We start from the raw sequence: 22,320 nt of genomic DNA on the forward strand, positions 1-22,320 counted from the left end.
TGTTTTTGGAGTAGGATTTGTAGTTAACCCATTAGCCCTTAATTGCTTATACTGGTTGTTCTCGATCTGCTTTAATCTAGCATCAATACTTTTAAGCAACTTATTCTGTTCCTTGAGAAGCTTGTCCACCACGATCACCCCTTACCATTTGTCTAAATCCATCGTCAACATCATCAGAACCTCCATCGATGTCTAAATCCTTTGCACGTTCCTCTGTTTCATCCAAATAATCCACTTGATCATTGAACACATATTCAACAATCTGTTTCGGAGTCATCAACATAGTTACATCATTGTGAGGCGCCGCTTTCTGTAAAGCACTTGCTCGTTTATCACTGATATCTGATTTATCCTTATCGTTTAAAGCAAATAAGTCTGGCCATTCAACTTCATATCGCTGTTGCGGAGCTGGAAGAACACCTAACCAAATCATTCGGTCAATAAAAGGACGTAATACATTTGGTTCAGCAAACGTGGTTTGCCTGTCACTCAAATATGAGTTCCAGTTCCCTTCATCCTGGTTAGATGCAAGTTCGCCTCTTTCAGACCCTAGCAAAATACGTTTTGGTATATTGGTTGCACCTGATATTAGAGAAATAATAGTCTCAAACGATTCTTTTGGCTCAGCAACCTGACCTCCTAATTGCTTTACTTCCATCCCTTGCGTCCTGATAAACCGGCGCAATCCATGAAACCACTCTGTCATTTCTTCTTCTACTCGATCCGCTTCATCAGGTGTCATTTGAACGTCTGGATTTAAATTAGCATTTAGACCCATATACGCCCCTTGCCAAAACATTTCCGCTGATCCACCAACAACTTTCTCCAAGTCATTAAGAAGGTTCATGACTCGCTTTAATCGAGGTCGCCCAAACACTTCATCCTCAAGTAAACCATCAGCAATATGAATAACACGGCTGTGGTGTACATTTTTGGAAACCGAATAAAATTTAGTGCCACCTTCCTGATCATGAAAGTCATCACCACTAAAATCTATACGGTATATTTTCGGAAGGCCAAACCGTTCATTCGTTGGATCCGTTTCCCACTGTTGAATGGAGGCATTCTTTTCACTAAATGCTGATAAATAAATGATGTCCTCTGGACCAGTTAATGAGTTCGGGTCCAGTGGCTCCGATAAATCCGTAGACCCTCTGACCCCAATAAGGAGTACTGAGTAATGTCCTATACCAGCTAAACGATCAGCACGCTCGAGATAATGAATAACACTACGCTTCTTTTCGAGAGTCTTCCAAGCCGATTCAAAAGGAGTATCTTCATCTTTGTTGTCATCTTCATGAATAGATGGTCTGTTACGCCACGTTCCTTGTGCAGGAGCATCCACAATCCTTCCAGCTATATCTTGACGGTCATATTTATTCCAGTAGTCCTGGAACCTTAACCTTCGTTTATAACCAAGAACTTCATACATGTCACGCTTACCATTAAATTGTGTCCCTAATCTATCTGATAATTGGTAACGATGCATAAGATCTGATTGATCTCTCTTATTTGTTCGAATTTGCCTGCGAGCTTGCATTTCTTACCTCCTTCCCCATACACCTGCTTTCGGTCGTTTATCAACTGGCCTATAAAACGCCAAAACAATAGCGTCGGCTCTGTCTGGTGAATTTAGCCCACGCTTTTTCATGTCTTCTTTAGATTCAATTGCAAGTTTTCCTCTGCTGGTCATTCTATATTTCCTTGTGGTAAGTTGACTAATCAATTTATCGTCATTTGGCAAAAGAACCGTCTTCTCTTCACCTTTCATAAAGTTAGAAAAGTTATCCTGCAAGACATCTTTTACCGTTGCCCAGGACTCCGTAGCAACGTCATTGTAATGTTCATCGTCGTCAGCCTTCCCATTATTAATTACAGGGAATACTTTGTAAGGCAATTTTTGCTCTTTGATAATCTCATTTAGTTGGTCAGTCACACCGCCACCAACTCCACTGTCATCCACTTTTATCATGATCTCCTTCAAGTGGGTATGATCCTTCATCATCTTCTTTGCGGCACTTATCACAAGACCAGTTGTTTCCGTTGTCTCAGTTTTAGGATAGGCTTCTAATTCAAACAAAACATCTCCAATTCTCTTTGAGATAGTTGTCTCATCGTCTCCAAACCTCGCAACGTCCACTCCTATATCTCCTGTTCTAATACGTGTATCAACTTTCACGTTTGAATCAATTGCTGATTCAACAATCTCTAATGGTATAAAGGCATCTGCCTCAGCTTTTGGAAAGTCGCCATCAACACGAACCCTTATAACATCGCTGTCTTTGCCGTATTTCCGCTCCAACATTTCGATGTTCTTTTTACTTGTACGAGAACTATCTCGACTAGATACTTTATGAGTCCTATAATCCTCTCGATCTCGGTTATGAGAATCATAGAAAGTACCACTGGTACGAGTAGGGTTTCCACACATGAGTAATTTATTATTTCCGCCGGACAACGTACCTAATATTGCTTCCATGATCGGATCGGCAACACCGGAAGCCTCATCAACTATGAACAACATATTGTCCTCGTGAAAACCCTGCATGTTTTCCGGTTTAGTGGCTGTCCTTGCAGTTGCGAACCAACGCTCTTCATAGTTCTTCATGTATATCTTTGTTTTGGTCCATTTAAGCACTGCTTTTAACAGTGGTGATCTAGACTGCCATTTACTAATCTCTGCCCAAAGAACATCAAATAACTGCTGCATGGTTGGTGCTGTACATATTACCTTTGGATAAGAAAAACAGGATAAAAACCAAAGTGTAGCCGCCGCTTCTAAACCAGTTTTACCTACACCCTGGCCTGAACGAACAGTAACATAAGGGTAATGTGCTAAATCACGTAACACCTTCTCTTGCCAATTATCCGGTTCAAATTGTAATACCTCACGGCAAAATATAACCGGATCTTCGCGGTATAAGGGCACTTTCTTTTTGAATACTTTTAATCGATTACTCATCATCAGTCACCGCACTTATCCAGTCATCGATTAATTCTTCATCTCCACCCTTAACACCATTCTTTTCAATCTCTAGACGTTCTTTAGTGATCTGTAACTTCTCTTCCTCAATCTTTCTCTTGAAGTTATCAGGAAACAGATCGAAATACTCAGCAAGCTTATCCAGAGCTTTCATTTTGTCAGCAAGCTTAATAGACACACCGTCTTTGCCTTGCTTTGCTTCTGTGATGATTGTGCCGTCAACCATCGCCGATTCATTAAAATCAACGTAGTTTACCTCTTTCATCACTTGCTCACCTTCATCATCTAGTACTGGACCACCTATACCGATAACAGGCTCTTTCCTTTTGCCAAACGTTACATAATCAGTAATGTCAGCAAAGGCGATCTTAACGTACTTATGCAGCACATCCATTGCATCAATAAAGAGGTCTTGGGTCATCTTACCTTTTATTCGTCTGATTTCCTCGGCAACCTTACTATTTCTTACTAACTCACTCCCCCTTACATGAGCACTTTCAGGGGCGTATCCAGCTTTTATTGCTGATTGAGTAGCATTAAACGATTTAACATAATAAATACAAAAAAGCCTTTGTTTATCAGTTAATTCACCAGATTCAACAACGACTTCATGCGAATTATTTATTGTTTTTTCAATAGTTGCATCCTCTTTTTTGTTGGTTGCAACTTTTTTCTTTTTGGTTGCATCCTTTTTAGTTGCACCTCTGGTCCACTTTTCACGACTTTTTCTACTCTTTAATGTCCCTAGTTTAACATTATGCTTCTCAGCAAGATCCTTTAAGGTAATATTGGATTCTTCATATTCTTTTCTTATTTTCCCCCAATCCATGTTACATCACGTCCCTCAACCCCTTTGTTCAATAACTAAAAAAGACCACTCAATGAATTGAGTAGCCTTCTTTAATCATCAAATTAAACATTTCTAAATCAAATCTTCAATTTCCCTACTGTGGCCATCTACTAACTTTTGAACGCTGAGATTCATAGCTGTTTCTTTATCTTTATGAGTAGAAACGGAAAAAGTCTCTGTTCCTTCAAAACTAGCATGAGCTGTATAATTAATTCCATCAGTCTTTGAGATTGCAACTATGACATTATCGCCATCAATCCTAACAACCTTTTTCTCGGCACTCATATGGTCCACTCTCACTTTCAGGCTTCATATTTAGCGTTTAATTTCGCTTGCTCTTCCATTCTCTTTTTGCTGTAATGATCGTTCACGTTAAACCACGCATGAATAATACCAGGAATCCATATGAATAGACATAATACCAAATTTAATAATGCTTTCACCGGACGCCCGATTAACAGCAAAGCGAGTGGAGGAAACAAAATACACAAGACATATAGCATGATTACCTCTCCTTTCCATATTCTATTTCTATGTTTAAGCAAGGAGTTCCTTTTTATTATGCCAAAATGGAATATATAGCCCGTGCGATATCCGCTTTTTCTTATTACAATTTTACACAACAGATTTTTCTTTTGGCAAATACGTTCCGTTCGTTCCGTTTGTGCCATTCGTTCCATTTGTACCATTTGCTAATTGCTCAACAATAGAATCCTTTAAACGCTTCACATGTGAAAGGGATAATCCCATATGAAGAGCGATCCACCTTAAGCTTTTCCCTTCCAGTAACCAATGTAATATTTCCATTTCTCTCTCTTCAACAATTAAATGAATTCGTTGTTGAACCACTTTTACCTTATCTTCATATTTTCGAACAACATTCAATCGCTTTTCTCGACGTTTCACTTCTTGGAACACAGGATCGCTTTGACTCCCTCCTTTTGCTTTAGGCATACCAGCCTCATCGCCGTATTGAGCAGTCAATTTATCTCCGGCATCGATCATTGAAGAACGTAGCAATTTTATACTATTCATCATCCAGTGATAATCTTTTAAAATAGCCTCTATAGATTTTTTATCCATACTAATCACCCCAACACAATTTTTATTTCAATGCTCCGCCTTTACCACGTCTCAATCCCCTGTTATAGATTCCCATCATTTCTTCCATTTCACGGAACGACTCATCATTTTCCATCTGATACTTTGGTTTTTTCTGTTTATGGACCTTTTTGTTATTCTTGGCAAAATGGTTGTTCTTTTGATGAGCATTTTTCCACTTTTTCATTTCACCTCGAAGGCTTCTCATAGATAAATCACACTCACTATGAATGAAACCATACTAGCAATACATAGAGCGGCCATATTATTACGTAATCCTTTATCCTCTTTCTCCCCTACAGAGCCAATAAAGGAAACGGCCAAAATGATTAGAAGGATGATTTTATATACGTTGATCATTATTATTACCTCCCTTTATAAAAAAGGGTGCTAACAGTTACACATTGCGTAAACAATATGTATACTGCTAGCACCCTCGGTTTTTCCGACTAGGCTTATTAAATTTTTGTTGTAATCTTATGTGATAAATTCCCGACTTTATAATTTTGACACGGTATTTCTAGAGTTCCGAATGCTGGTAACGGGAGCATGATTACCTTCTCACCTTGGACAATATAAACTTTGCCATTATCCCGAGCATCAATTTCTGCAATCTTCTCTTCATTTACTGGGATTTCTTTCGTCTCTATAATCATCATAAACCACCCCGAATTGTGCTATAATTAATGTGTTTCTATCCATTTCAAACCGTCTGAAAGGGCGGTCTTTTTATTTAAAGAATCTCTTAAAGCTTTTTCCGATTTTCTTTTGAGCGTACCGGCCACCGATACGCTGTACCCCCTCACCGTCTTTAATAGCCTTAGCATCTCCTATCGCTTCACTTACCTTATTTACTTTCTTCATAGCAGCATTGAATTTGAAAATTCCCATAATCAATATTCCCCCTCTTTATTTCACTCGTTTAATATTTTGTTTTCGTCTAGCTAGATTCATCATTTTCATAAAGTCTGAGACTTTCATGTCTAAAATTTCTTTTTCACTTTTATTGCTTAACATCGCCGTGGCAGAAATAAGTTGTCGCATCGTAATGTTTTGTGGATCCATTATTTTAACCTCCAATAGTTATTTACACTTTACTGATAATCTACTATAATAACTTTTAGGGAATTTCAGCAGACTCCGGATCAATGGGACGCCCCACCGGCACTGATCTTCCTTTTTTATTTTCTGCAAAAAACTCATTTACTCCTAATTCAATTACCACATGAAGTAACCGCGTTCTTTAATCTTTTCCCAGTCTTCTGTACGCTCAATGCTTTCCCGCTCTTCAATACAACCATGACAGTTAGTGATAACTACCACTCTCACAAACTCGCTGTCAAAATCTTTGGTCCACTCTTCTTCATACGGTTCAACTTTCTTCACTTCTTTAATGTGGTGCTCAAGCATATTCACTGGACCCCTCCTTCGCGATATGATCGTACTATTCATCAAAGGGTGGTTCGCCACATTCAGTACAAAACAGTCTGTGCTTACCACAATCCTCACAAGGCTCTATACCTTTTGTTCCGTACTCACAGCCGATATGATAAGAAGTCCATGTGCCATCTTGCTCTTGTAACCCTAATTGTTCTTCATCAATGGGTACATATTTATTACAAACTCCACAAAATCTATCACTCATTTCTCACCCTCCTTTATGTCACATAATTGGTCAATTAATGGGGACAATGGACGGAATGTGTAACATATGTTATTGTTTTGGTTGTTTTATTCTCCAGTAAAATTTTAAAGGCAATATATTAATTTCAATAACTGTGCCTAACTCTTTAATTTTATGGACAACAAAACCAATAGACCATGTTCTTACATCCCATCCACAAACAAAATTCTTTTCAGGTAATTTCATTGCAATCACCACCGTTCGGAATGTGCATCAAGATATTTCCTCTTTTGCACAATTAGAGCACCAATATTCCCCTAACGATTCCCCACATAAATATTCATCATCAACTATCTCTTCTCCACAAGATATACATTCTCTCACTTTAATTACCTCCTGATCGAACTGTACATTAACCCCTAATATTAATGGATTCCCTAAAAACCTTTTCTAATAATTCATTGTCGACTTCTTCATCGTTCTCAAGAGCAGTGATTATTTGAGCGTAAGTGTAGCCTTTTAGCTCGTACCATACCCATTTTTCACAAATCATTTGCTTCTCAATAGACCACTCCATTCACTTCACTCCTTAGAATAATGGGGCGGATACGAAATGTTCATTAAACATCGATCTCTTCATGGTCATCCCATAGACCTACAAGGCCTCTGCTCCATGACCAAACACCGCTACGATTAATAGTTTCAATTTCGATGCTTACAGTGACATAATCATCACTTAGTTCATCTTCAATATACTGCTCTGCCATAGCCTTGGTCGGCAAGAGACAAGTACTCTCTAAATCCATAACATCCTCTCGTTTTGAAAAATCAACGAATACATCCTCTTGGTATTTATAAGCGATAGCGTAAAATTCCATTTTTCACTTCTCCTTTTATTGGCCTACTCAGTAACTTTCACTTCGACATGAGCAACCTCTTCCGTCTTCACATGGAAACGAACACCTTCTGTTGTAGATAATCTAATAGAAGAGAATTCCGAAAACAATTTTAGCAATTCATCAATCCCTTGCTCTTTTTCGCTTTCTGTTGCATTTTCATCTGTAGCTAAAAAATGTGTTTTCTCTAAACCGTTTTTGAAAATAATCGCCATTTTAAGTGCCATATTCCCATCTCCTTTTTGATTTGACTACTCATCCGTACCAGTTACACGTAAAAATAACGCAGCAATAAACACTAAAACAATTAACGATAAATAACTCACTTTCTTAACAACTCCTGGTCATTTACTTTCTTCTAAGTATTCTTCGCGAATTACTTGCTTTTGCCATTCAATTTGATCATGTTGCTTTTCTTGAGGTGTTTTATCTTTTCCCATAGTTAACACCACCTTATTAAGTTGCTATCATTGGTCCATCACTCAATAAACTCTTCTCATACTCTTCTGCAAACATAAAAACCCAACCACCGCTGCTGCTTCTTTTATGATTACAATTGTCTAAAACAGCTTGATAAGATAAGAAGCAATTGCGACCTGCCTCTCTTGCGGATCTAAACTCTGCTATTAATTCTTTCGTGTCTTTATCAAGTTGGACCACTGGTTTACTCGTGGATATCCCGCCAGTGAGCTTCCCTAGAGTAGAGTTTGGTATATATTCAAGGTTCCCGACAAAATCATCCGTTTTGATTCCGTTTTTGTGACGCAGCACTTCACCCGGTTTTGGTTCTCCGATGAAGTGCCTGCCTACCAATGTTGTAATTTTATGAGATTTGTAAATGCCGTTGTATCTAACCTTTATCAATAAATTACCTCTTTTTCTGTGTAGGAAAGGCAACAAAAAACCTGTCTTACTTTTATAAACTCTCTTAAATCGACCATAATTTGATATGAGAAACTTTTCGTCTGAACCTTTGATCACTTTCCAATATTCACCCTCATACACTTCTTTCTCATACCAAGCTTTACGCTGTTGTACTGTAGTGTCACTGCTAAGTATGTAGCAATTGATGTTACGTATTTTATTGCCAATACTTCGATAGCTCACCAATGTTCCTCTCTTTAGGCCAGTCAACTCTTCCAAATAGTCATAGGATGTTTCAGTTATAATGTTTGTCCTTGGATCATAAAGGTGAATCATTCGTGCATCCTCCCTTCAGATGATCTTCCAACCTTTTCGTTTACGACTTTTCAGTTCATGATTCTGCAATGGCTCATAACGGTATACATTTTCATATCCTTCACGACGAAATAACAGATGCCATTTAGGCTGTCGTTTACGTTTCCTGCCCATTACATCACAACCTTCAAATAATCTAACGGTACCCCTCTGCCTTGGCTTACAAGGTCACATTCAGTTAGGAAGAATTCATAAGGGATACTCTTTCTCCCTCCACCCTGGGCACTGATCCACCATATCTCCAATTTCTCAAACGGCAGTATATAAATTTCCTTTTTCCTCGAAAATTCAACGAGTACAAATGATATTGCACCTTGATGGTGACAATCTTTTAGATACTGATATTGATGCTCCTCTAAATTCTTTAAATCAAACCGTTTATCAATCTTTGTGCTTTTGGCATCAAAGACAATGGACCGTCCATGAGATATACCGGCATAATCGACGGTCGATTTCTTTTCAAACCAACCGTCCGTAATACGCCCTAATTTGTTTTGTCTTCTTACTTTCACTGGGGTAGGCACTTTATCTATTCGTGCCCACCCTTTCCGCTTGTACTGGACATTAGAATGGTCCACAAGGACTTCTAAATGTTTCCCTCGATTTGCATAGTTAATCGCCATGTTGATCACCAGCCCTTATTGATTTTCCAATTGCTCAGCTGTCCACTTAGCGACATAGTAATTACCGAAATCATCTCGGCTAGGGATTCCGTATCTGTCTTTCTCGCCAGTGGCAAGTTCAACGACTAATTCAGCATCGCATTCGTAACAGTTTACTGTTTCTGTTCCTAGAGGGATGTAATGATTGGCTTGTGATCTGCAATCGCAAAAGTAACGACATTTATAGCGTTTGGTTCCATCTTCATCGATCTTATATCCGGTGATGTAGAAATCTGGTTTCTCTGATGATTGCTCTTGGGGTTGGTCTGATTGATTAATAGATTCTGCAAGGTCTGATAGCGGTACGCTCATTCGTCTTTCAGCACCAAGCAGAGGAAGTTGTTTAGGTCTTGGGGTTGTTGGTGGCTCTTTATCCTCTTTTACCTTGGTGACAGGTGCTGGCTTCTGTATTGGTTTTGGCTCCTTCTTTTCAGGCGCTTTTGTGTTTTCAAGAACATCAGCTGCAGGGATTTCATGAGTCGGTTTTGTTTCCGGCGGTTCAGTCGAGACTTCGAAAAAATTAAATATCCCTTTGATCAGCGCTCCTTTCTCTTCAACCTCTAAACTACTCATTCGTAAGTTCGCTTCTTTTTTGCCATCAAAAAGTTTCAAATCAATCATTCGTTAAATCCCCCTTTGATTAATATCCGTTTTCTTGACGCTCGTGGTTTACTTGATTCTTCTCTATGTAAGCTCGTTCGATCTGTTCCCAAGTAAACCCTAAATACACTTCACCAAGACCGATATACATTGAAAACAACGCTTTCCAATCACTTTGTATGAATTGAGGCATCATTTCTTTAGACGTGACCATAATTTCAGCGTTTGCCATCAACTTAGAAAATGTTTTGGCCATCGTATCCATAACGCAATCTTTTTGGATGATAAGCTCTGTTACGCCGATGTCATTGCCGATGCTTAACAGGAAATGGACCCCGTCTACATATTCCTCAAGGATCGTTTCTTGATCGCTTGATGGTTTGTTACTCCAATACTTAAAACAGCGCGTTTCGTTTGCTAACTCGGCCATTTCAACCTGTAAAGCTAATACCTTTTCTGCAAAACGATCTTCACCTGGAGCCAACGGATGTTCTTGCTCGATATGTTCATCCAGATGCCTTTGCATTTGGAACAGTCTTTCTAAATTCACTTATCTCCCTCACCTTCGATCGGTAATTCCATAACTTCGACCATCTTCTGGATTGTTTTATCGCCGATTCCTTTTGTCTGCTGCAACTTTTTGAATCTCCTAGCGAATCCTTTCACTGCAGCAAGTTTTCCGTCGTTATACCCTTTCATGTACATCGGGTCGAGCGGATCTACTTTCCTCATCGTCCATCCCCTCCGCCTTTGAAATTGCACGTTGCACTTTCATGAGTATAGGTACTAATTGTGGTTGGTGATCATCGTTGGATGTTTCAAATACATCTCCCAATACTCGTTCAACATCTTTTAACACTTTATACATATCAGGTGCAGCAGCTATCAACCTCGCATTTTCTTGTTGTTTATCTTTGTGATAGTTACGCACACTTGCTAGCCAGATACCTTGACTGTATGGATACTTTTGCTTCTCCTTTTCTGTATACTCCTCGTAGATGTGAAGATCTGTACTTCCATTGGTTGGTTCGATTACTTTCCAAGATTTTTTGAGTACCATGGTCCATCCTTTCAACTAATTCGCTAATCGTTTTTCAATTTGTTTTTGGAGAAGAGAATGGTATTTTTCATACTCACTCTCTTCCGGTGATCCAAACTCGAGTAAATAAATTAAATCAGGATGTGATTGGATTTTCTCGAAGCATGTGGACCCATAACCGCGACTGATGCTGACCTTGTCATGTAGCTTCCTTCCACAGCGTTTGCAGTAATGATCGACCATCAGGCAACACCTTCTCTATCCTTAGCCCTGGAATATTCAAGCTCTAACTCTTGCAATTCCAATGTTCTTAAAAGGGTTCCGCTAGGGGTTTCATAAACCCCCATTAGTTCAAGTTCCCTCAAGAGAGTCTGTCTTCTTAACTCCATCCGCTCACCTCATTCCCTTGCTCTTCCCTCATAGCCTCTAGCTTTCTGTTCATTTCTTGTAGAAGCTTTTCATTTGCCGCTCTACGCTCAGCGATTTCTTTCTCAGTTCGTTGACGGGAAGGGATGACAATAATCGAACCTCCGGCAAATTGACTCATAATAATCACGACTCCTTTTTGAAATGCCTTCTTCGATAATCCATACCGTTCAAAATGATTGGATTTGCGTTATCCATCATCCTGGAGAAAATACGACGAAGTGATTTGGTCGTTTCAAATTCATTTGAGCTTAAGTTCGTCGTATACACGTTGTTCTTGCCGGAGCGTTGATCAATCAATTCAAATAGCTTTTGCATTCCCCAGCCTTCAATATCTCCCTCGGCACCGATATCATCAAACACCACTAAATCAGCTTCCGCTATCGCCGTTATAATTTGCTCCTCTGAATATTTGCTGTTTTTGTTGTATGTCGATCGGATTTTTGTTAACAACTTGGGTGTAGAAATGAAAACTGCTGCATACCCTTGCTCTTTTAACGATCTGCAAATTGACATCGACAAATGGCTTTTTCCTGTACCGAATACACCTTGAAAAATTAAGTTTTTAGGTGCTTTAGGATCAAATGATCGGACATAATCTTCTGATTGCTGTTTAGCCTTGTAGAGATCCTGTGTATTCGTTTCAAAATTCTCGAAGGATGCATTTTCGAGTGCTGGATTGATCAAGCTGTTGTCTCGAAATAAAACTCCCGCCTTACCGGATAAAAGATTCTTTTTTGTTTCTTTGCCGATTTTTATATCATCGCACTTACAACCTCTTTGACCGGTCATCCACTCGCCTTTATCGGGTCCAAACAGGATTGGAGCTTCTATGACCTCGACTAACTCATTGCACCCAGAGCAAACAAATTCATCAACTTTTCGCTGACTTTGAATCAACTGATCAAAATCCGTATTGGTATTCGCCCCTATCAGATCGGCCACTGCTTTCACTTACCATCGCCTCCCCAGCGTGCTTATTTTTTATTTTGATTAGTTTTCGCCTAGCCTCATGAACATCTGTGTTTCTTAGAATCCCTAGTGTGTACGACTCACGTTTATCATCGTGCTCTAACGCATGAACAAGCAATGCATAATGCAGCTGATCTACTTCGTACTTAGAAAACTTATCTAGTAAGTTAGCTAAAATATTTGCAGATATTTTGCATGTTGTCCTAGTCATCCGAATAGTATTGAAGTAGTTAACAACAATCTTTGGATTTAGTCCTGTAGGGTTGACTTGCTCTGCAAAGTCAACAAAAGCTTGGACTTCTTCATCACAGTCGATATTGACCACTTTGCTGGGTAAGTCTTTTAAATGTTCTTTGATGTTTATATTGCTGTTTATAATGATGTTTCTAAATGATGTTATAGTATTGTTAATCTGTTTGTTATCCTGTTTGTTAATCTCTTTGTTAGTCTCTTTGTTAGCACCATGATCGGACACGCTCTCACCCCTTGTCTCTACTGGCTTCTCGCAATCATCCTGTTTGTTATCCTGTTTGTTAATCTCTTTGTTAGTCTGATTGTTATCCTGTTTGTTAATTTTTTTGTAATTTTCTAGGCTTTGAATGTTATCGTAATCAACAATCGTTATACGAATGCCGCGTTTTTGACTTAATGTTTCTTGTTCGATATAACCTTGCGAGCATAATCTCTTAACAATTCCTCTGATTACTCCGTACGACCATCCAGTGTTTTCAGATAACACTTTCATTGATGTGATTAATTGCCCTCTGTTGCATTGGTCAGACGGCTTGTAATTCGCTGCATCAATGAAATATTGATATAACATCTTGTCAATTGCTTGTTTAAAGTGAAGGCGGGGCTGGATGACAAACCCCGATGCCCTTATACCATTATCATTTTCCATACCCCGACACTCCTTCAGGTAGATCTTCGTCTGCAAATAGCCGTCATTCGCTTGATTTTAATCAACTCTAGTTCTGGATGGTTTTTCTTTATGTATGAATGAACGTACGCCGCAAAAGCACCAGAGCGATTTTTACAACCTTCTGTCATCCATACATAATGGTGCGGTATCCTTACATTTAGTAGGGTGTCATTTCGCATCACGCGCACTGGCGATCATCTGCCAAATTAAAAGGTAGGTCATCGTCTTTAATGTCGATAGGTTGTCCATTGTTAGTGAATGGATCATGACTTAAATCATTCTGCGAAAAAATTCCGTTTCTTGAACCTTGGTTATTGTTTTGATTTCCGCCCGATCCGTTCGAGCTTTTGGGTTCCAGGAACTGAACACTTTCTGCTACCAATTCAACAACGAATACTTTCTGTCCATTATTATTTTCATAACTTCTGCTCTGGAATCTGCCATCTACACCAGCTAAACTCCCTTTCTTGAGATACTCTGTCGCGTTCTCGGCTTGCTTTCTCCATACAACGACGTTAATGAAATCCGCTTCCCTTTCCCCTTGCTGATTGGAGAAGGGGCGGTTGACCGCCAGTGTAAAGTTAGCGACTGCGACTCCATTTGGCGTGTATTTCAGCTCAGGATCGCGAGTCAGACGACCAACCAAGATAACTCTATTTATCATGTTGTTCCTCCTCTAGTACACTATTGAAATCATTTTGCATATCTTGCTCATTACTAGATTTGCTATGTTCGAGCGCGTTGATTTTTTGATCTAAATAACCTATGACTTTTTTTAAATCAGCGATGGACCATGACGCTGGGTTTGCTGATAGTCCTAATTCATCTGTACTGACAACCTTCATTTGCTCTCCGTTTAGACCAAGAATCTCGCGTTTTTCCTTAATGGCGTGAGATAATTCTTTCCATTCTTGTTTCGGGTCAATTGCTGTTTGTTTTTTATCAGGATTCGGTTCTATGCGTTTGAGATTGGGATCGTCGTATTCCAGCGTGTATTGCGCCGGCATCTCTTCTTGTGTAACTAAACCTGAGATATTGAATTGACGTTTGAGCACAATCACTTCGGCTACCTTGCGAATCATTGCTGAAGGGTAGTTATCCCATACTGGATTTTTACCAGCTGCATTCTTATACTCTTGGAAATCAACCACGATCATAGCCGGTTCTCTTCCCTTGCGCTTGCATATGGCCCAAGCACCCGTGATATGCCCTCGTTCTGCTCCTAATTCGTGTTGGATCTCTTTTGTCATAGGATTAAAACTAAACTTGTCCTTTGAGCGAATTTCAAAGCTGTTTAACTCTTCGAAATCGGGGTCAGTTTGAGCTACTTTGACATAACCATCACGGCTCGTCATGATAATGGGCTCTACACCCTCATAATCAATTTCACCGCTCGGCAATCGTTTGTAGTCCCAATTCCCTCGACTGTCTTTGACCTTTTTAGGACGTTTTAAAAACCATATTTCTTTTGCGAATGGATCCAGTTGATAACGTGAGGCAAGATGTAAAAACATCTCTAATTCATCGTCGGTGGCTCCCTTGGCAACTGTGTTTTTTAGAACTTGCACTTTTTCGGGCGAGAATTGAAGTAATGCCCCATTCGGCTTATTCTGCAATTCATGTTTCTCTGCACCGACAAGTTCATTCCTTGCATTGTTCTGATGTTCTTGTTCGGACATCCTGATCATCCTTTCGGTTTGTAATTGGCGATCAGATCACATATAATATAAGTAGCTGATTTAATACGGATCTGACCGAGACCTCTCACACGGCCATGTGATTGGTCTTTTTTCGTTCCGTGTATTGAAACTCAACGTCTACTTCTGAGCATCCAAGTCGGTTAGCAACTTGAGGTGCTCCTTTTTCTATCCCTAGTACATCAAGATGGTTTTCCATATAGAAAAGCTCACCTTTTGACCATCTCTTTTCCTTTTCGAGCTGAAGGTACGCTCCATACATTTGCATCCGCCTTCCTACAACACAGTGATGCAGGCAATTATTAAGGCTTCTATCATCACAGCTGTCACAGTATGTCTTTTCAGCGAGGAAAATGTTAATACGAGCTTGCTTTTTATTCATTATCAAACACCTCCTCCTATGCGTTCATTTCAACTTTACCTTCCCCTAAATCACGTAAGCCATCTGAAGACCCACATTCGGGACATTTTATAAATGATTGATCTTCCAATGTTTGCTCGACTGAGAAAACCAGCGGGCACTCATCGCATTCATATACGTGAACTAGAAATTCACTCATTTGTTTTCACCACCTGATGCAGTGATAATGTCAGCTGCACCGATGAGACCACGACCGATAATAGAGAGAGAGCGGGGAACAATAAAGTGTGTGTTTGGTCGTGATCTCATCGGCAGAGCTGTAAACAGCTTGCCGTTTTTATACAATTAATGTTATGATTTAAGTACAAGACATCAGGTGTATGTTTTACCTATGAAGCATGAACTGTAGCCGCAGTTTGTGCTTTTTTTATTTTAGTTAAATAAGTATTTTGAAATGCTACTCGCACTTCTTCGACTTCGTCTGCTAATTGAGCATAGTGCTTGTATTCGTATAGCTTCCCGATCGCCCAGTGCAATTTACTTTTTCTTCGTAACGCTTGAGATATATAAAACAACTCCATAGCATCTAATTTAATTTTCTTTCCTTTTTCTAGAGTAAGGAGCTTTCCATAAACGAGATCGAACATCTTTCTATTTGCTCCTTTCAGTGTTAAGCGGAAGGTTCTCATTGCACTGATTACCATTTCCTGTTGAGCTCTATTAAATTTAATTACTGCTTTCATGTCACTTTTCTCCCTTCGATAATGAGTGTTACTGGTGATCCAGACTTTCCAACAAGTTCAGCCATTCTCTTGAGATTCCTTACATTTCGTTCGTGATGAACTCGATCTGCTTCGAGATCTTTGATTTCATCAATCGCTTTTTTAGCTTCCTTCTCACATAATTCAGCAGCCCTATAATCTTTTTTCACTGTATGATGAACAGCAAGTGCTCGTTGTTCGACTATGAAGTTATGTAGCCTTGCAACTAGGGGCTTGTCTTTATCGAGAACATAAAAACCTTCCATCTTTTCTCCTCCTAAAAATACAAAGTCCATAAACTTAAACCACCCAGTATCTGCAATAGACCATGAGCAACTGTTGCGACATCTGTATTCAGCATGAATGCAATAATTATGTCTTTTGCACAAGTAGTGTCAGCCCACCGCATTACTGTTTGAAAATCTGCTACTTTTCTGTTTCTTTCTAATTTACTAATTGTGCTTTGCGTCATATTTAATTCGTGTGCTAGTTGCTCTTGGTTGTATCCTGCCCTCATCCTCATTTTCTTTAAAACGGCACCAATCTCCACTTTCTCCTCACCCCCTTATTCATTCCAATTTGCACTATATTTCAACTTGGAATAGTGGTTCATCAGGAGGAATTTTAAAATTTAGTTATGAAGCAAAGTAATTCGTGTTGTCTTTCACCCAGTTAGTGTTTTCATTAATCCAGTCGAGGACCGCATCTCTTGGGTACCTTGCACGGATCATTTCAAATTTCGGGAAATTCGGGTGAGCTACAAGCTTGCTAACAGTAGGCATTTCAACTTGGAATATTTCGCAAAGATGCTGTTTCGTGAGCAGGACTGGGAAACTGTATTTTTCTATAGCATCCCGAACACCTTGCTCATATGCTTTTTGAAACATTGCGTTTAATCTTTCTTCCATAAGTTTTGATTCAAGTTCATCCATTGTCATTTGTGGCATATTTCGTCGCCTCCTTTTTATGCTGAAGTTCTGTTGTTGCGTCCACGCATAACTTTGTCTAAAAAAAAGAATTTTTCAAAAGGCGAATTGAAAGCGTTAAGTACGCCAGCGATAAATGATGGTCCAGGAGAATTATGCCTAGGATCATTTACCGGAAGTTTCGCTCGCCAAACTTGTGTAACTGATACGCCGATTAAAGCAGCTAACTCAGTGTCAGAATTAATTTTTCGCTTTTCTTTTTCTTCTTCTAAAGCAGTTACATTAAGTCTTACAGTAGATTTCATATTGTCCTCCTTTTCGTTTCGCCCCCGCAACATTAATATACAACAAATTGTTCGTACACGCAATACTTTTATGAAAAAAATTGTGCGTACAAGCAACACGTTTTATATTACGTCTACGCAATATAAATGATAAAATTATTTTAATTCTTATTGAATAGGTGATATACAGTGGATAAAAAGGAGTTTGGTATTTACTTAACTAAAATTCGTGAGAAAAGTGGCTTTAAAAGCCAACGACAACTAGCTTTAGCAGCAGGTATCTCTCCTGCAACTTTATCTCGCATTGAAAGTGGATCCCAAGAGGCTAAGCCCCCAACTTTAAAAAAAATATCAAAGCACCTTAAAGATATTTCATATGATGAACTAATGGAAGCTGCTGGATATATTGAAACTAGAGCTAAAATACTCTTGATTGATAATGAAGCTAAACCTGACGATGATTTTGTATATGCTTCTGCAATGAATCATTGGGATTACTATATTCCAGGTAAAACGGAAATAAACTTTAACGAACAAAGTTTTTGCATCATAGAAAACCTAAATTTAAGGAAAATAAGGGATTTAATGATGAGACACTTAGAAATTCCTGATGCACAGATCAAACCGACCGACTTTATCGTAACTTATCCGCAGTTTAAAAAAATTGAAGAATTAACGCATGATTTGAAAGGTAGCAAACGTTACTCTTACAACCAAGAGACTGAACTAACTGATAAAGACGAAAAAGATGTTGCGAAACGAATGGATAAGTTAAGGAATGATTTAACCAGTGAAGATGGTCTAATGTTTAACGGGGAGCCAATGAGCGAAGAGGCAAAAGAATCTTTTTTAGAAGCGATGGAATACGCATTTCGTCAGACTCAAAGGATTAACAAAAAATACATTCCGAAGAAGTATAGGAAAGATAAAGATTAATGTTTTGGATCAAAGAGGCTGTAAAGAATCTTACCTGTCAGTATAACTCGATTGATCCCTTTGAGCTGGCTTCTTTAAAGCGTATTCAAGTTATACCATGGAACCTCCATGAAGATATTCAAGGATTTTATAAATATGACAAAAGGAATAAATACATTTTCATTAACAATAACCTTGATGAAAGTCATCAAAAGTTTGTGTGCGCCCATGAATTTGGCCACTCACAACTCCACCCTAGGGTTAACACCCCGTTTTTAAGAGGGAATACTCTATATTCTATTAATAAGTTAGAAGTTGAAGCTAATACATTTGCTGTTGAATTATTGCTACCAGATGAGGCTATTTACGATCTCAATAATACAAGTACTACTATATATGAACTAGCCTCTAGTTATGGAATCCCAAAAGAAGTTTGTCACTTGAAATCAATAACGACTAATACTTAACGACTCTTCATAATGCTTTAGCGATTTTGCCCATCTAGGGCTTTTCTTCTTACGAAAATTCGAACATACATTCTAATAAGGAGTGATAATATGGCCAGGTTTGAAAAGTATGAGACAAAGAACGGAGAAAGATGGATGTTCATTATTGAAAATGGCATCGATCCGCAAACAGGCAAACGCTCTCGCATTAAACGACGTGGTTTTAAAAAGCAAAAGGAAGCGAAAGTCGCTGCTCGTGAATTAGAATACCAGCTCGGATTAAGAAAGCTTGATGTAAAATCTAAAATAACTTTTACAGAAATGGCCGAAGAGTGGTTAACGGTTTATAGCACCACCCAAGTTAAAGAGAGTACAATACGGGTTCGAAAACATGAATTAGGCCATTTAAACGAGCATCTAGGCTATTATAAGTTGCAGGACATAACGAAAAAGATGTACCAGAATATGCTGATAAAATTAAAGGGTGAAGGCTTGTCGTATAATACAATCTCCGGGATACACGGAACAGGACGAATGATTTTCAAACGTGCAATGGAACAAGACATCATAGCTAATGACCCTTCCCAGTTTGCTTTTATCCCAAAAGATAAAGTCACTGTTGATGACATTGAAAATAAAAAAGTAGAGGATAACTACTTGGAAAAGCAAGAATTGAAAATGTTTTTAGATGCAGCCAAAGAACCAAATGGTCCAAAGGATAATCACGCCATATTCTTCACTCTTGCCTGGACTGGATTAAGGGTTGGTGAATTGGTCGCACTTAAGTGGAAAGATGTTGATTTCGATGAACACACAATTAACATAACGAAAACTTACTATAATCCGAATAACAATACAAAAAAGTTTAAACTGTTGCCACCTAAAACAGAAGGTTCTATCAGAAAAATTGACGTTGAAGAAGATGTCATCAAAGTCTTGAAACGACATCGATCTATTCAGAATGAAGTAAAGCTCTCCGTGGGGAAGGAATACTATGATGGTGATTTTGTATTCGGGCGACTATCAGGACCGTATTATGGTTATCCTCATTTTGTGAAAACAGTCGAGAACCGAATGATTCAACTAATGAAGAAACTCCCAGATATTAAAAAGCATTTAACCCCCCACTCTCTTCGTCATACTCATACATCGTTACTTGCCGAAGCAGGAGTAGAACTATTACAGATCATGGATCGACTTGGACACTCCGATGATGAAACAACAACTCAAGTTTATTTACACATTACAAAAGAACGAAAAAAAGAAGCTTCCCAAAAGTTCGGCGAACTAATGAGAAGCCTCGAAAATTAGTTTTTTAACATATCGGCACCAAAACGGCACCAATTTTAGGATGGTATGGCCTCAAACCCTTTACTTATAAGGGTTCTTGGGGCTGTTTTACATCATGCCGCCCATTCCACCCATGCCGCCCATGCCGCCCATGTCAGGCATTCCGCCACCAGCAGCACCTTCTTCTTCAGGCTTATCAGCGATAACAGCTTCAGTTGTTAAGAACATCGCTGATACACTAGCCGCATGTTGAAGAGCAGAACGAGTAACTTTTGTTGGGTCAACGATACCTGCATCAACCATGTTTACCCAGTCGCCAGTTGCAGCATTGTATCCAACACCGATGTCTTCGCCTTTTAGACGTTCAACAATAACTGATCCTTCAAGACCTGCATTATGAGCGATTTGACGAACTGGCTCTTCAAGGGCACGTAGAACGATGTTTACACCTGTAGCCTCATCGCCTTCTGCTTCAATTGCTTTTACAGCGTTAATAACGTTAACTAGTGCTGTACCACCACCAGAAACGATACCTTCTTCAACTGCTGCACGTGTTGAGTTAAGTGCATCCTCAATACGTAGTTTACGCTCTTTTAATTCTGTTTCAGTTGCAGCACCAACTTTAACAACTGCTACACCACCAGCTAGTTTTGCTAGGCGCTCTTGTAATTTTTCTTTATCAAACTCAGAAGTTGTTTCTTCTAATTGAGCCTTGATTTGGTTTACACGAGCAGCGATTTGATCAGACTCGCCAGCACCTTCTACAACTGTTGTATCTTCTTTTGTTACAACAACTTTACCTGCACGTCCTAATTGAGTAATGTCAGCTGATTTTAGGTCAAGACCTAAATCTTCAGTGATCACTTCACCACCAGTTAGGATTGCAATATCTTCTAGCATTGCTTTACGACGGTCACCGAATCCAGGAGCCTTAACAGCTACTGCATTGAATGTACCACGTAGTTTGTTGACAACTAATGTTGCAAGCGCTTCACCTTCAACATCTTCAGCAATGATTAAGATTGGTTTGTTTTGCTGAACAACTTGCTCAAGTACAGGAAGTACTTCTTGAATGTTAGAGATCTTCTTATCTGTAATTAAGATATATGGATCTTCAAGAACTGCTTCCATTTTATCAGAATCTGTTACCATGTACGGAGAAGCATAGCCACGGTCAAATTGCATACCTTCTACTACTTCTAACTCAGTAGCAAATCCTTTTGATTCTTCAATTGTGATAACACCATCGTTACCAACACGCTCCATTGCCTCAGCAATGATTTGTCCAACTTCATTATCGGCAGCTGAAATTGAAGCTACTTGAGTGATTGAATCTTTGCCTTCGATTGGCTTAGAAATACCAGCAAGCTCTTCAACCGCTACACTTGTAGCTTTTTCAATCCCTCTGCGGATACCCATTGGATTCGCACCAGATGTAACGTTTTTAAGTCCTTCACGGATCATTGCTTGTGCAAGAACAGTTGCTGTTGTTGTACCGTCCCCAGCAATATCGTTTGTTTTGCTTGCAACTTCAGAAACTAACTGTGCACCCATGTTTTCAAATGCATCTTCTAGTTCAATTTCCTTAGCAATCGTTACACCATCATTAGTAATTAATGGAGATCCAAATTTTTTATCTAAAACAACGTTACGCCCTTTTGGTCCTAAAGTTACTTTTACAGCATCCGCTAATGCATCCACACCGCGAAGCATTGAACGACGAGCGTCTTCGCTAAATTTAATGTCTTTTGCCATTTTCTCTACCTCCTAGGAAATTTATATGTAGGTTCAAAACCCAACGTCAGATTAGCCGATAATTGCTAAAACGTCACTTTCACGAAGGATTAAATATTCTTTCCCATCATATTTTACTTCTGTTCCCGCATATTTTGAGAAGATCACAGCATCGCCTTCGCTTAGTTCTAGGGCAACACGCTCACCATTATCAGTTACACGTCCAGTACCAACTGCAACAACTTTACCTTCTTGAGGTTTTTCTTTTGCAGAATCAGGAAGAACGATCCCACTAGCTGTTTTTTCTTCTGTTTCTACTTGTTCAATTACAATACGATCACCTAATGGCTTTAACAAGGAAAACACCCTCCTTCAAAATTGTTTGCACAATGCCGGTCCCTCACATACCAAGACACGGAAAAGTGCTCCTTTAGTTTTGCTTATTAGCACTCAAGTTGTTCGAGTGCTAACACAATTATTATAATAATCATTTCATTCTCGTTTTTCAAGCGTTTTGAAAAATTTTCTTTGATTTTTTTCACTTCAATAAGATAACCAAGTAACTATCCATTTAAACCATAATGAATGCAAC

The 22,320-nt window shown here is 39.0% G+C and carries 41 protein-coding genes and 2 pseudogenes; 4 read left to right on the forward strand and 39 right to left on the reverse strand.

The window, feature by feature from the left end:
• Positions 1-100 precede the first annotated feature (100 nt).
• The 37 genes from KH400_RS18025 to KH400_RS18205 all read right to left on the reverse strand — a co-directional run bounded on the left by KH400_RS18025 (position 101) and on the right by KH400_RS18205 (position 17,364).
• The gene (locus KH400_RS18025) at positions 101-1,540 is read right to left on the reverse strand and encodes an anti-CBASS protein Acb1 family protein (protein WP_217227042.1); all 1,440 of its coding nucleotides are present in this window, start codon (positions 1,538-1,540) and stop codon (positions 101-103) included.
• Between the two features lie 3 nt (positions 1,541-1,543).
• Positions 1,544-2,965: a DEAD/DEAH box helicase family protein gene (locus KH400_RS18030; protein WP_246589819.1), complete on the reverse strand. Its 1,422-nt coding sequence runs from the start codon at positions 2,963-2,965 to the stop codon at positions 1,544-1,546.
• Entirely contained in the window at positions 2,955-3,812 is an 858-nt protein-coding gene (locus KH400_RS25360; protein WP_217227044.1) for a terminase small subunit, read from the reverse strand. The genes KH400_RS18030 and KH400_RS25360 overlap by 11 nt, the downstream gene beginning before the upstream one ends.
• Positions 3,813-3,905: 93 nt before the next feature.
• Positions 3,906-4,118: a hypothetical protein gene (locus tag KH400_RS18040; RefSeq protein WP_217227046.1), complete on the reverse strand. Its 213-nt coding sequence runs from the start codon at positions 4,116-4,118 to the stop codon at positions 3,906-3,908.
• A gap of 17 nt (positions 4,119-4,135) precedes the next feature.
• The gene (locus KH400_RS18045) at positions 4,136-4,336 is read right to left on the reverse strand and encodes a YqaE/Pmp3 family membrane protein (RefSeq protein WP_217227048.1); all 201 of its coding nucleotides are present in this window, start codon (positions 4,334-4,336) and stop codon (positions 4,136-4,138) included.
• 112 nt (positions 4,337-4,448) lie between these two features.
• The gene (locus KH400_RS18050) at positions 4,449-4,916 is read right to left on the reverse strand and encodes a helix-turn-helix domain-containing protein (RefSeq protein WP_217227050.1); all 468 of its coding nucleotides are present in this window, start codon (positions 4,914-4,916) and stop codon (positions 4,449-4,451) included.
• 22 nt (positions 4,917-4,938) lie between these two features.
• The gene (locus KH400_RS18055; protein WP_217227052.1) at positions 4,939-5,121 is read right to left on the reverse strand and encodes a hypothetical protein; all 183 of its coding nucleotides are present in this window, start codon (positions 5,119-5,121) and stop codon (positions 4,939-4,941) included.
• A 17-nt stretch (positions 5,122-5,138) separates the two neighbouring features.
• On the reverse strand, positions 5,139-5,294 hold the full coding sequence (locus tag KH400_RS18060) for a hypothetical protein (protein ID WP_217227055.1): 156 nt from the start codon (positions 5,292-5,294) through the stop codon (positions 5,139-5,141).
• 98 nt (positions 5,295-5,392) lie between these two features.
• Positions 5,393-5,593 (reverse strand): hypothetical protein, encoded by a 201-nt coding sequence (locus KH400_RS18065; protein ID WP_217227057.1) that lies wholly within the window; start codon positions 5,591-5,593, stop codon positions 5,393-5,395.
• Between the two features lie 70 nt (positions 5,594-5,663).
• Positions 5,664-5,825: a hypothetical protein gene (locus tag KH400_RS18070; protein ID WP_217227058.1), complete on the reverse strand. Its 162-nt coding sequence runs from the start codon at positions 5,823-5,825 to the stop codon at positions 5,664-5,666.
• Positions 5,826-5,843: 18 nt separating this feature from the next.
• Positions 5,844-5,999: a hypothetical protein gene (locus KH400_RS18075; RefSeq protein ID WP_217227060.1), complete on the reverse strand. Its 156-nt coding sequence runs from the start codon at positions 5,997-5,999 to the stop codon at positions 5,844-5,846.
• 153 nt (positions 6,000-6,152) lie between these two features.
• The gene (locus KH400_RS18080; RefSeq protein ID WP_246589824.1) at positions 6,153-6,344 is read right to left on the reverse strand and encodes a hypothetical protein; all 192 of its coding nucleotides are present in this window, start codon (positions 6,342-6,344) and stop codon (positions 6,153-6,155) included.
• 34 nt (positions 6,345-6,378) lie between these two features.
• Positions 6,379-6,579 (reverse strand): hypothetical protein, encoded by a 201-nt coding sequence (locus KH400_RS18085; RefSeq protein WP_217227064.1) that lies wholly within the window; start codon positions 6,577-6,579, stop codon positions 6,379-6,381.
• A gap of 69 nt (positions 6,580-6,648) precedes the next feature.
• The gene (locus tag KH400_RS18090) at positions 6,649-6,804 is read right to left on the reverse strand and encodes a hypothetical protein (RefSeq protein ID WP_217227066.1); all 156 of its coding nucleotides are present in this window, start codon (positions 6,802-6,804) and stop codon (positions 6,649-6,651) included.
• Between the two features lie 166 nt (positions 6,805-6,970).
• Positions 6,971-7,135 carry a hypothetical protein gene (locus KH400_RS18095; RefSeq protein WP_217227068.1) on the reverse strand — a complete coding sequence of 55 codons (165 nt, stop codon included), beginning with the start codon at positions 7,133-7,135 and terminating at the stop codon, positions 6,971-6,973.
• 43 nt (positions 7,136-7,178) lie between these two features.
• The gene (locus KH400_RS18100; protein WP_217227070.1) at positions 7,179-7,436 is read right to left on the reverse strand and encodes a hypothetical protein; all 258 of its coding nucleotides are present in this window, start codon (positions 7,434-7,436) and stop codon (positions 7,179-7,181) included.
• A gap of 23 nt (positions 7,437-7,459) precedes the next feature.
• Positions 7,460-7,681, reverse strand: coding sequence for a hypothetical protein (locus KH400_RS18105; protein WP_217227072.1), 222 nt, complete (start codon positions 7,679-7,681; stop codon positions 7,460-7,462).
• A 229-nt stretch (positions 7,682-7,910) separates the two neighbouring features.
• Positions 7,911-8,654, reverse strand: coding sequence for an NUMOD4 domain-containing protein (locus KH400_RS18110; protein WP_217227074.1), 744 nt, complete (start codon positions 8,652-8,654; stop codon positions 7,911-7,913).
• Between the two features lie 15 nt (positions 8,655-8,669).
• Positions 8,670-8,807: a hypothetical protein gene (locus tag KH400_RS18115; protein WP_217227077.1), complete on the reverse strand. Its 138-nt coding sequence runs from the start codon at positions 8,805-8,807 to the stop codon at positions 8,670-8,672.
• Positions 8,807-9,316, reverse strand: a complete 510-nt coding sequence (locus tag KH400_RS18120) for a Holliday junction resolvase RecU (RefSeq protein WP_246589820.1) — start codon at positions 9,314-9,316, stop codon at positions 8,807-8,809. Before KH400_RS18120 ends, KH400_RS18115 begins: the two co-directional genes overlap by 1 nt.
• A gap of 15 nt (positions 9,317-9,331) precedes the next feature.
• The gene (locus KH400_RS18125; protein WP_217227081.1) at positions 9,332-9,976 is read right to left on the reverse strand and encodes a hypothetical protein; all 645 of its coding nucleotides are present in this window, start codon (positions 9,974-9,976) and stop codon (positions 9,332-9,334) included.
• 19 nt (positions 9,977-9,995) lie between these two features.
• Positions 9,996-10,505, reverse strand: coding sequence for a dUTP diphosphatase (locus KH400_RS18130; protein WP_312889262.1), 510 nt, complete (start codon positions 10,503-10,505; stop codon positions 9,996-9,998).
• A complete protein-coding gene (locus KH400_RS18135; RefSeq protein ID WP_217227082.1) occupies positions 10,502-10,687 on the reverse strand; it encodes a hypothetical protein in 186 nt (61 codons plus the stop codon). The genes KH400_RS18130 and KH400_RS18135 overlap by 4 nt, the downstream gene beginning before the upstream one ends.
• The gene (locus KH400_RS18140) at positions 10,641-11,015 is read right to left on the reverse strand and encodes an XkdD/Y8K6 family phage-associated protein (protein ID WP_217227085.1); all 375 of its coding nucleotides are present in this window, start codon (positions 11,013-11,015) and stop codon (positions 10,641-10,643) included. The genes KH400_RS18135 and KH400_RS18140 overlap by 47 nt, the downstream gene beginning before the upstream one ends.
• A gap of 15 nt (positions 11,016-11,030) precedes the next feature.
• The gene (locus KH400_RS18145) at positions 11,031-11,237 is read right to left on the reverse strand and encodes a DUF6011 domain-containing protein (protein ID WP_217227087.1); all 207 of its coding nucleotides are present in this window, start codon (positions 11,235-11,237) and stop codon (positions 11,031-11,033) included.
• 136 nt (positions 11,238-11,373) lie between these two features.
• On the reverse strand, positions 11,374-11,541 hold the full coding sequence (locus KH400_RS18150) for a hypothetical protein (RefSeq protein WP_217227088.1): 168 nt from the start codon (positions 11,539-11,541) through the stop codon (positions 11,374-11,376).
• Between the two features lie 5 nt (positions 11,542-11,546).
• A complete protein-coding gene (locus tag KH400_RS18155; RefSeq protein WP_217227090.1) occupies positions 11,547-12,374 on the reverse strand; it encodes an ATP-binding protein in 828 nt (275 codons plus the stop codon).
• Entirely contained in the window at positions 12,325-13,293 is a 969-nt protein-coding gene (locus KH400_RS18160; RefSeq protein ID WP_217227092.1) for a hypothetical protein, read from the reverse strand. The genes KH400_RS18155 and KH400_RS18160 overlap by 50 nt, the downstream gene beginning before the upstream one ends.
• A gap of 199 nt (positions 13,294-13,492) precedes the next feature.
• On the reverse strand, positions 13,493-13,978 hold the full coding sequence (gene ssb, locus KH400_RS18165; protein WP_217227094.1) for a single-stranded DNA-binding protein: 486 nt from the start codon (positions 13,976-13,978) through the stop codon (positions 13,493-13,495).
• The gene (locus KH400_RS18170; protein WP_217227097.1) at positions 13,968-14,993 is read right to left on the reverse strand and encodes a RecT family recombinase; all 1,026 of its coding nucleotides are present in this window, start codon (positions 14,991-14,993) and stop codon (positions 13,968-13,970) included. Before KH400_RS18170 ends, ssb begins: the two co-directional genes overlap by 11 nt.
• A gap of 85 nt (positions 14,994-15,078) precedes the next feature.
• Entirely contained in the window at positions 15,079-15,393 is a 315-nt protein-coding gene (locus KH400_RS18175) for a hypothetical protein (protein WP_217227099.1), read from the reverse strand.
• A gap of 16 nt (positions 15,394-15,409) precedes the next feature.
• Positions 15,410-15,571, reverse strand: a complete 162-nt coding sequence (locus tag KH400_RS18180; RefSeq protein ID WP_217227102.1) for an FmdB family zinc ribbon protein — start codon at positions 15,569-15,571, stop codon at positions 15,410-15,412.
• A 190-nt stretch (positions 15,572-15,761) separates the two neighbouring features.
• Complete coding sequence (locus KH400_RS18185; RefSeq protein ID WP_217227104.1) at positions 15,762-16,115, reverse strand: hypothetical protein; 354 nt, start codon at positions 16,113-16,115, stop codon at positions 15,762-15,764.
• A complete protein-coding gene (locus KH400_RS18190) occupies positions 16,112-16,399 on the reverse strand; it encodes a hypothetical protein (RefSeq protein WP_217227105.1) in 288 nt (95 codons plus the stop codon). Before KH400_RS18190 ends, KH400_RS18185 begins: the two co-directional genes overlap by 4 nt.
• 11 nt (positions 16,400-16,410) lie before the next feature.
• Positions 16,411-16,683: a helix-turn-helix domain-containing protein gene (locus tag KH400_RS18195; protein ID WP_217227108.1), complete on the reverse strand. Its 273-nt coding sequence runs from the start codon at positions 16,681-16,683 to the stop codon at positions 16,411-16,413.
• A gap of 85 nt (positions 16,684-16,768) precedes the next feature.
• Positions 16,769-17,080, reverse strand: a complete 312-nt coding sequence (locus tag KH400_RS18200; protein ID WP_217227110.1) for a hypothetical protein — start codon at positions 17,078-17,080, stop codon at positions 16,769-16,771.
• Between the two features lie 17 nt (positions 17,081-17,097).
• The gene (locus KH400_RS18205; RefSeq protein WP_217227112.1) at positions 17,098-17,364 is read right to left on the reverse strand and encodes a hypothetical protein; all 267 of its coding nucleotides are present in this window, start codon (positions 17,362-17,364) and stop codon (positions 17,098-17,100) included.
• A gap of 168 nt (positions 17,365-17,532) precedes the next feature.
• Between KH400_RS18205 and KH400_RS25365 the strand changes: the two are divergent.
• From KH400_RS25365 to KH400_RS18220, 4 genes and pseudogenes are all read left to right on the forward strand, one after another.
• A pseudogene (locus tag KH400_RS25365) lies at positions 17,533-17,718 on the forward strand (helix-turn-helix domain-containing protein); the annotation flags it as partial.
• Between the two features lie 351 nt (positions 17,719-18,069).
• Positions 18,070-18,279: pseudogene (locus tag KH400_RS24200) on the forward strand (immunity repressor protein); the annotation flags it as partial.
• On the forward strand, positions 18,279-18,725 hold the full coding sequence (locus KH400_RS18215; RefSeq protein WP_217227116.1) for an ImmA/IrrE family metallo-endopeptidase: 447 nt from the start codon (positions 18,279-18,281) through the stop codon (positions 18,723-18,725). The pseudogene KH400_RS24200 and the gene KH400_RS18215, both read left to right, overlap by 1 nt.
• A gap of 90 nt (positions 18,726-18,815) precedes the next feature.
• Complete coding sequence (locus KH400_RS18220; protein ID WP_217227118.1) at positions 18,816-20,015, forward strand: site-specific integrase; 1,200 nt, start codon at positions 18,816-18,818, stop codon at positions 20,013-20,015.
• Between the two features lie 87 nt (positions 20,016-20,102).
• Here KH400_RS18220 and groL read toward each other — a convergent pair whose 3' ends face one another.
• Positions 20,103-21,749: a chaperonin GroEL gene (groL, locus tag KH400_RS18225; protein WP_217227120.1), complete on the reverse strand. Its 1,647-nt coding sequence runs from the start codon at positions 21,747-21,749 to the stop codon at positions 20,103-20,105.
• Between the two features lie 51 nt (positions 21,750-21,800).
• Positions 21,801-22,085, reverse strand: a complete 285-nt coding sequence (gene groES / locus KH400_RS18230) for a co-chaperone GroES (protein ID WP_217227122.1) — start codon at positions 22,083-22,085, stop codon at positions 21,801-21,803.
• Positions 22,086-22,320: the final 235 nt, after the last annotated feature.

The sequence above is a fragment of the Desertibacillus haloalkaliphilus genome, assembly GCF_019039105.1.
GTDB lineage: Bacteria > Bacillota > Bacilli > Bacillales > KJ1-10-99 > Desertibacillus > Desertibacillus haloalkaliphilus.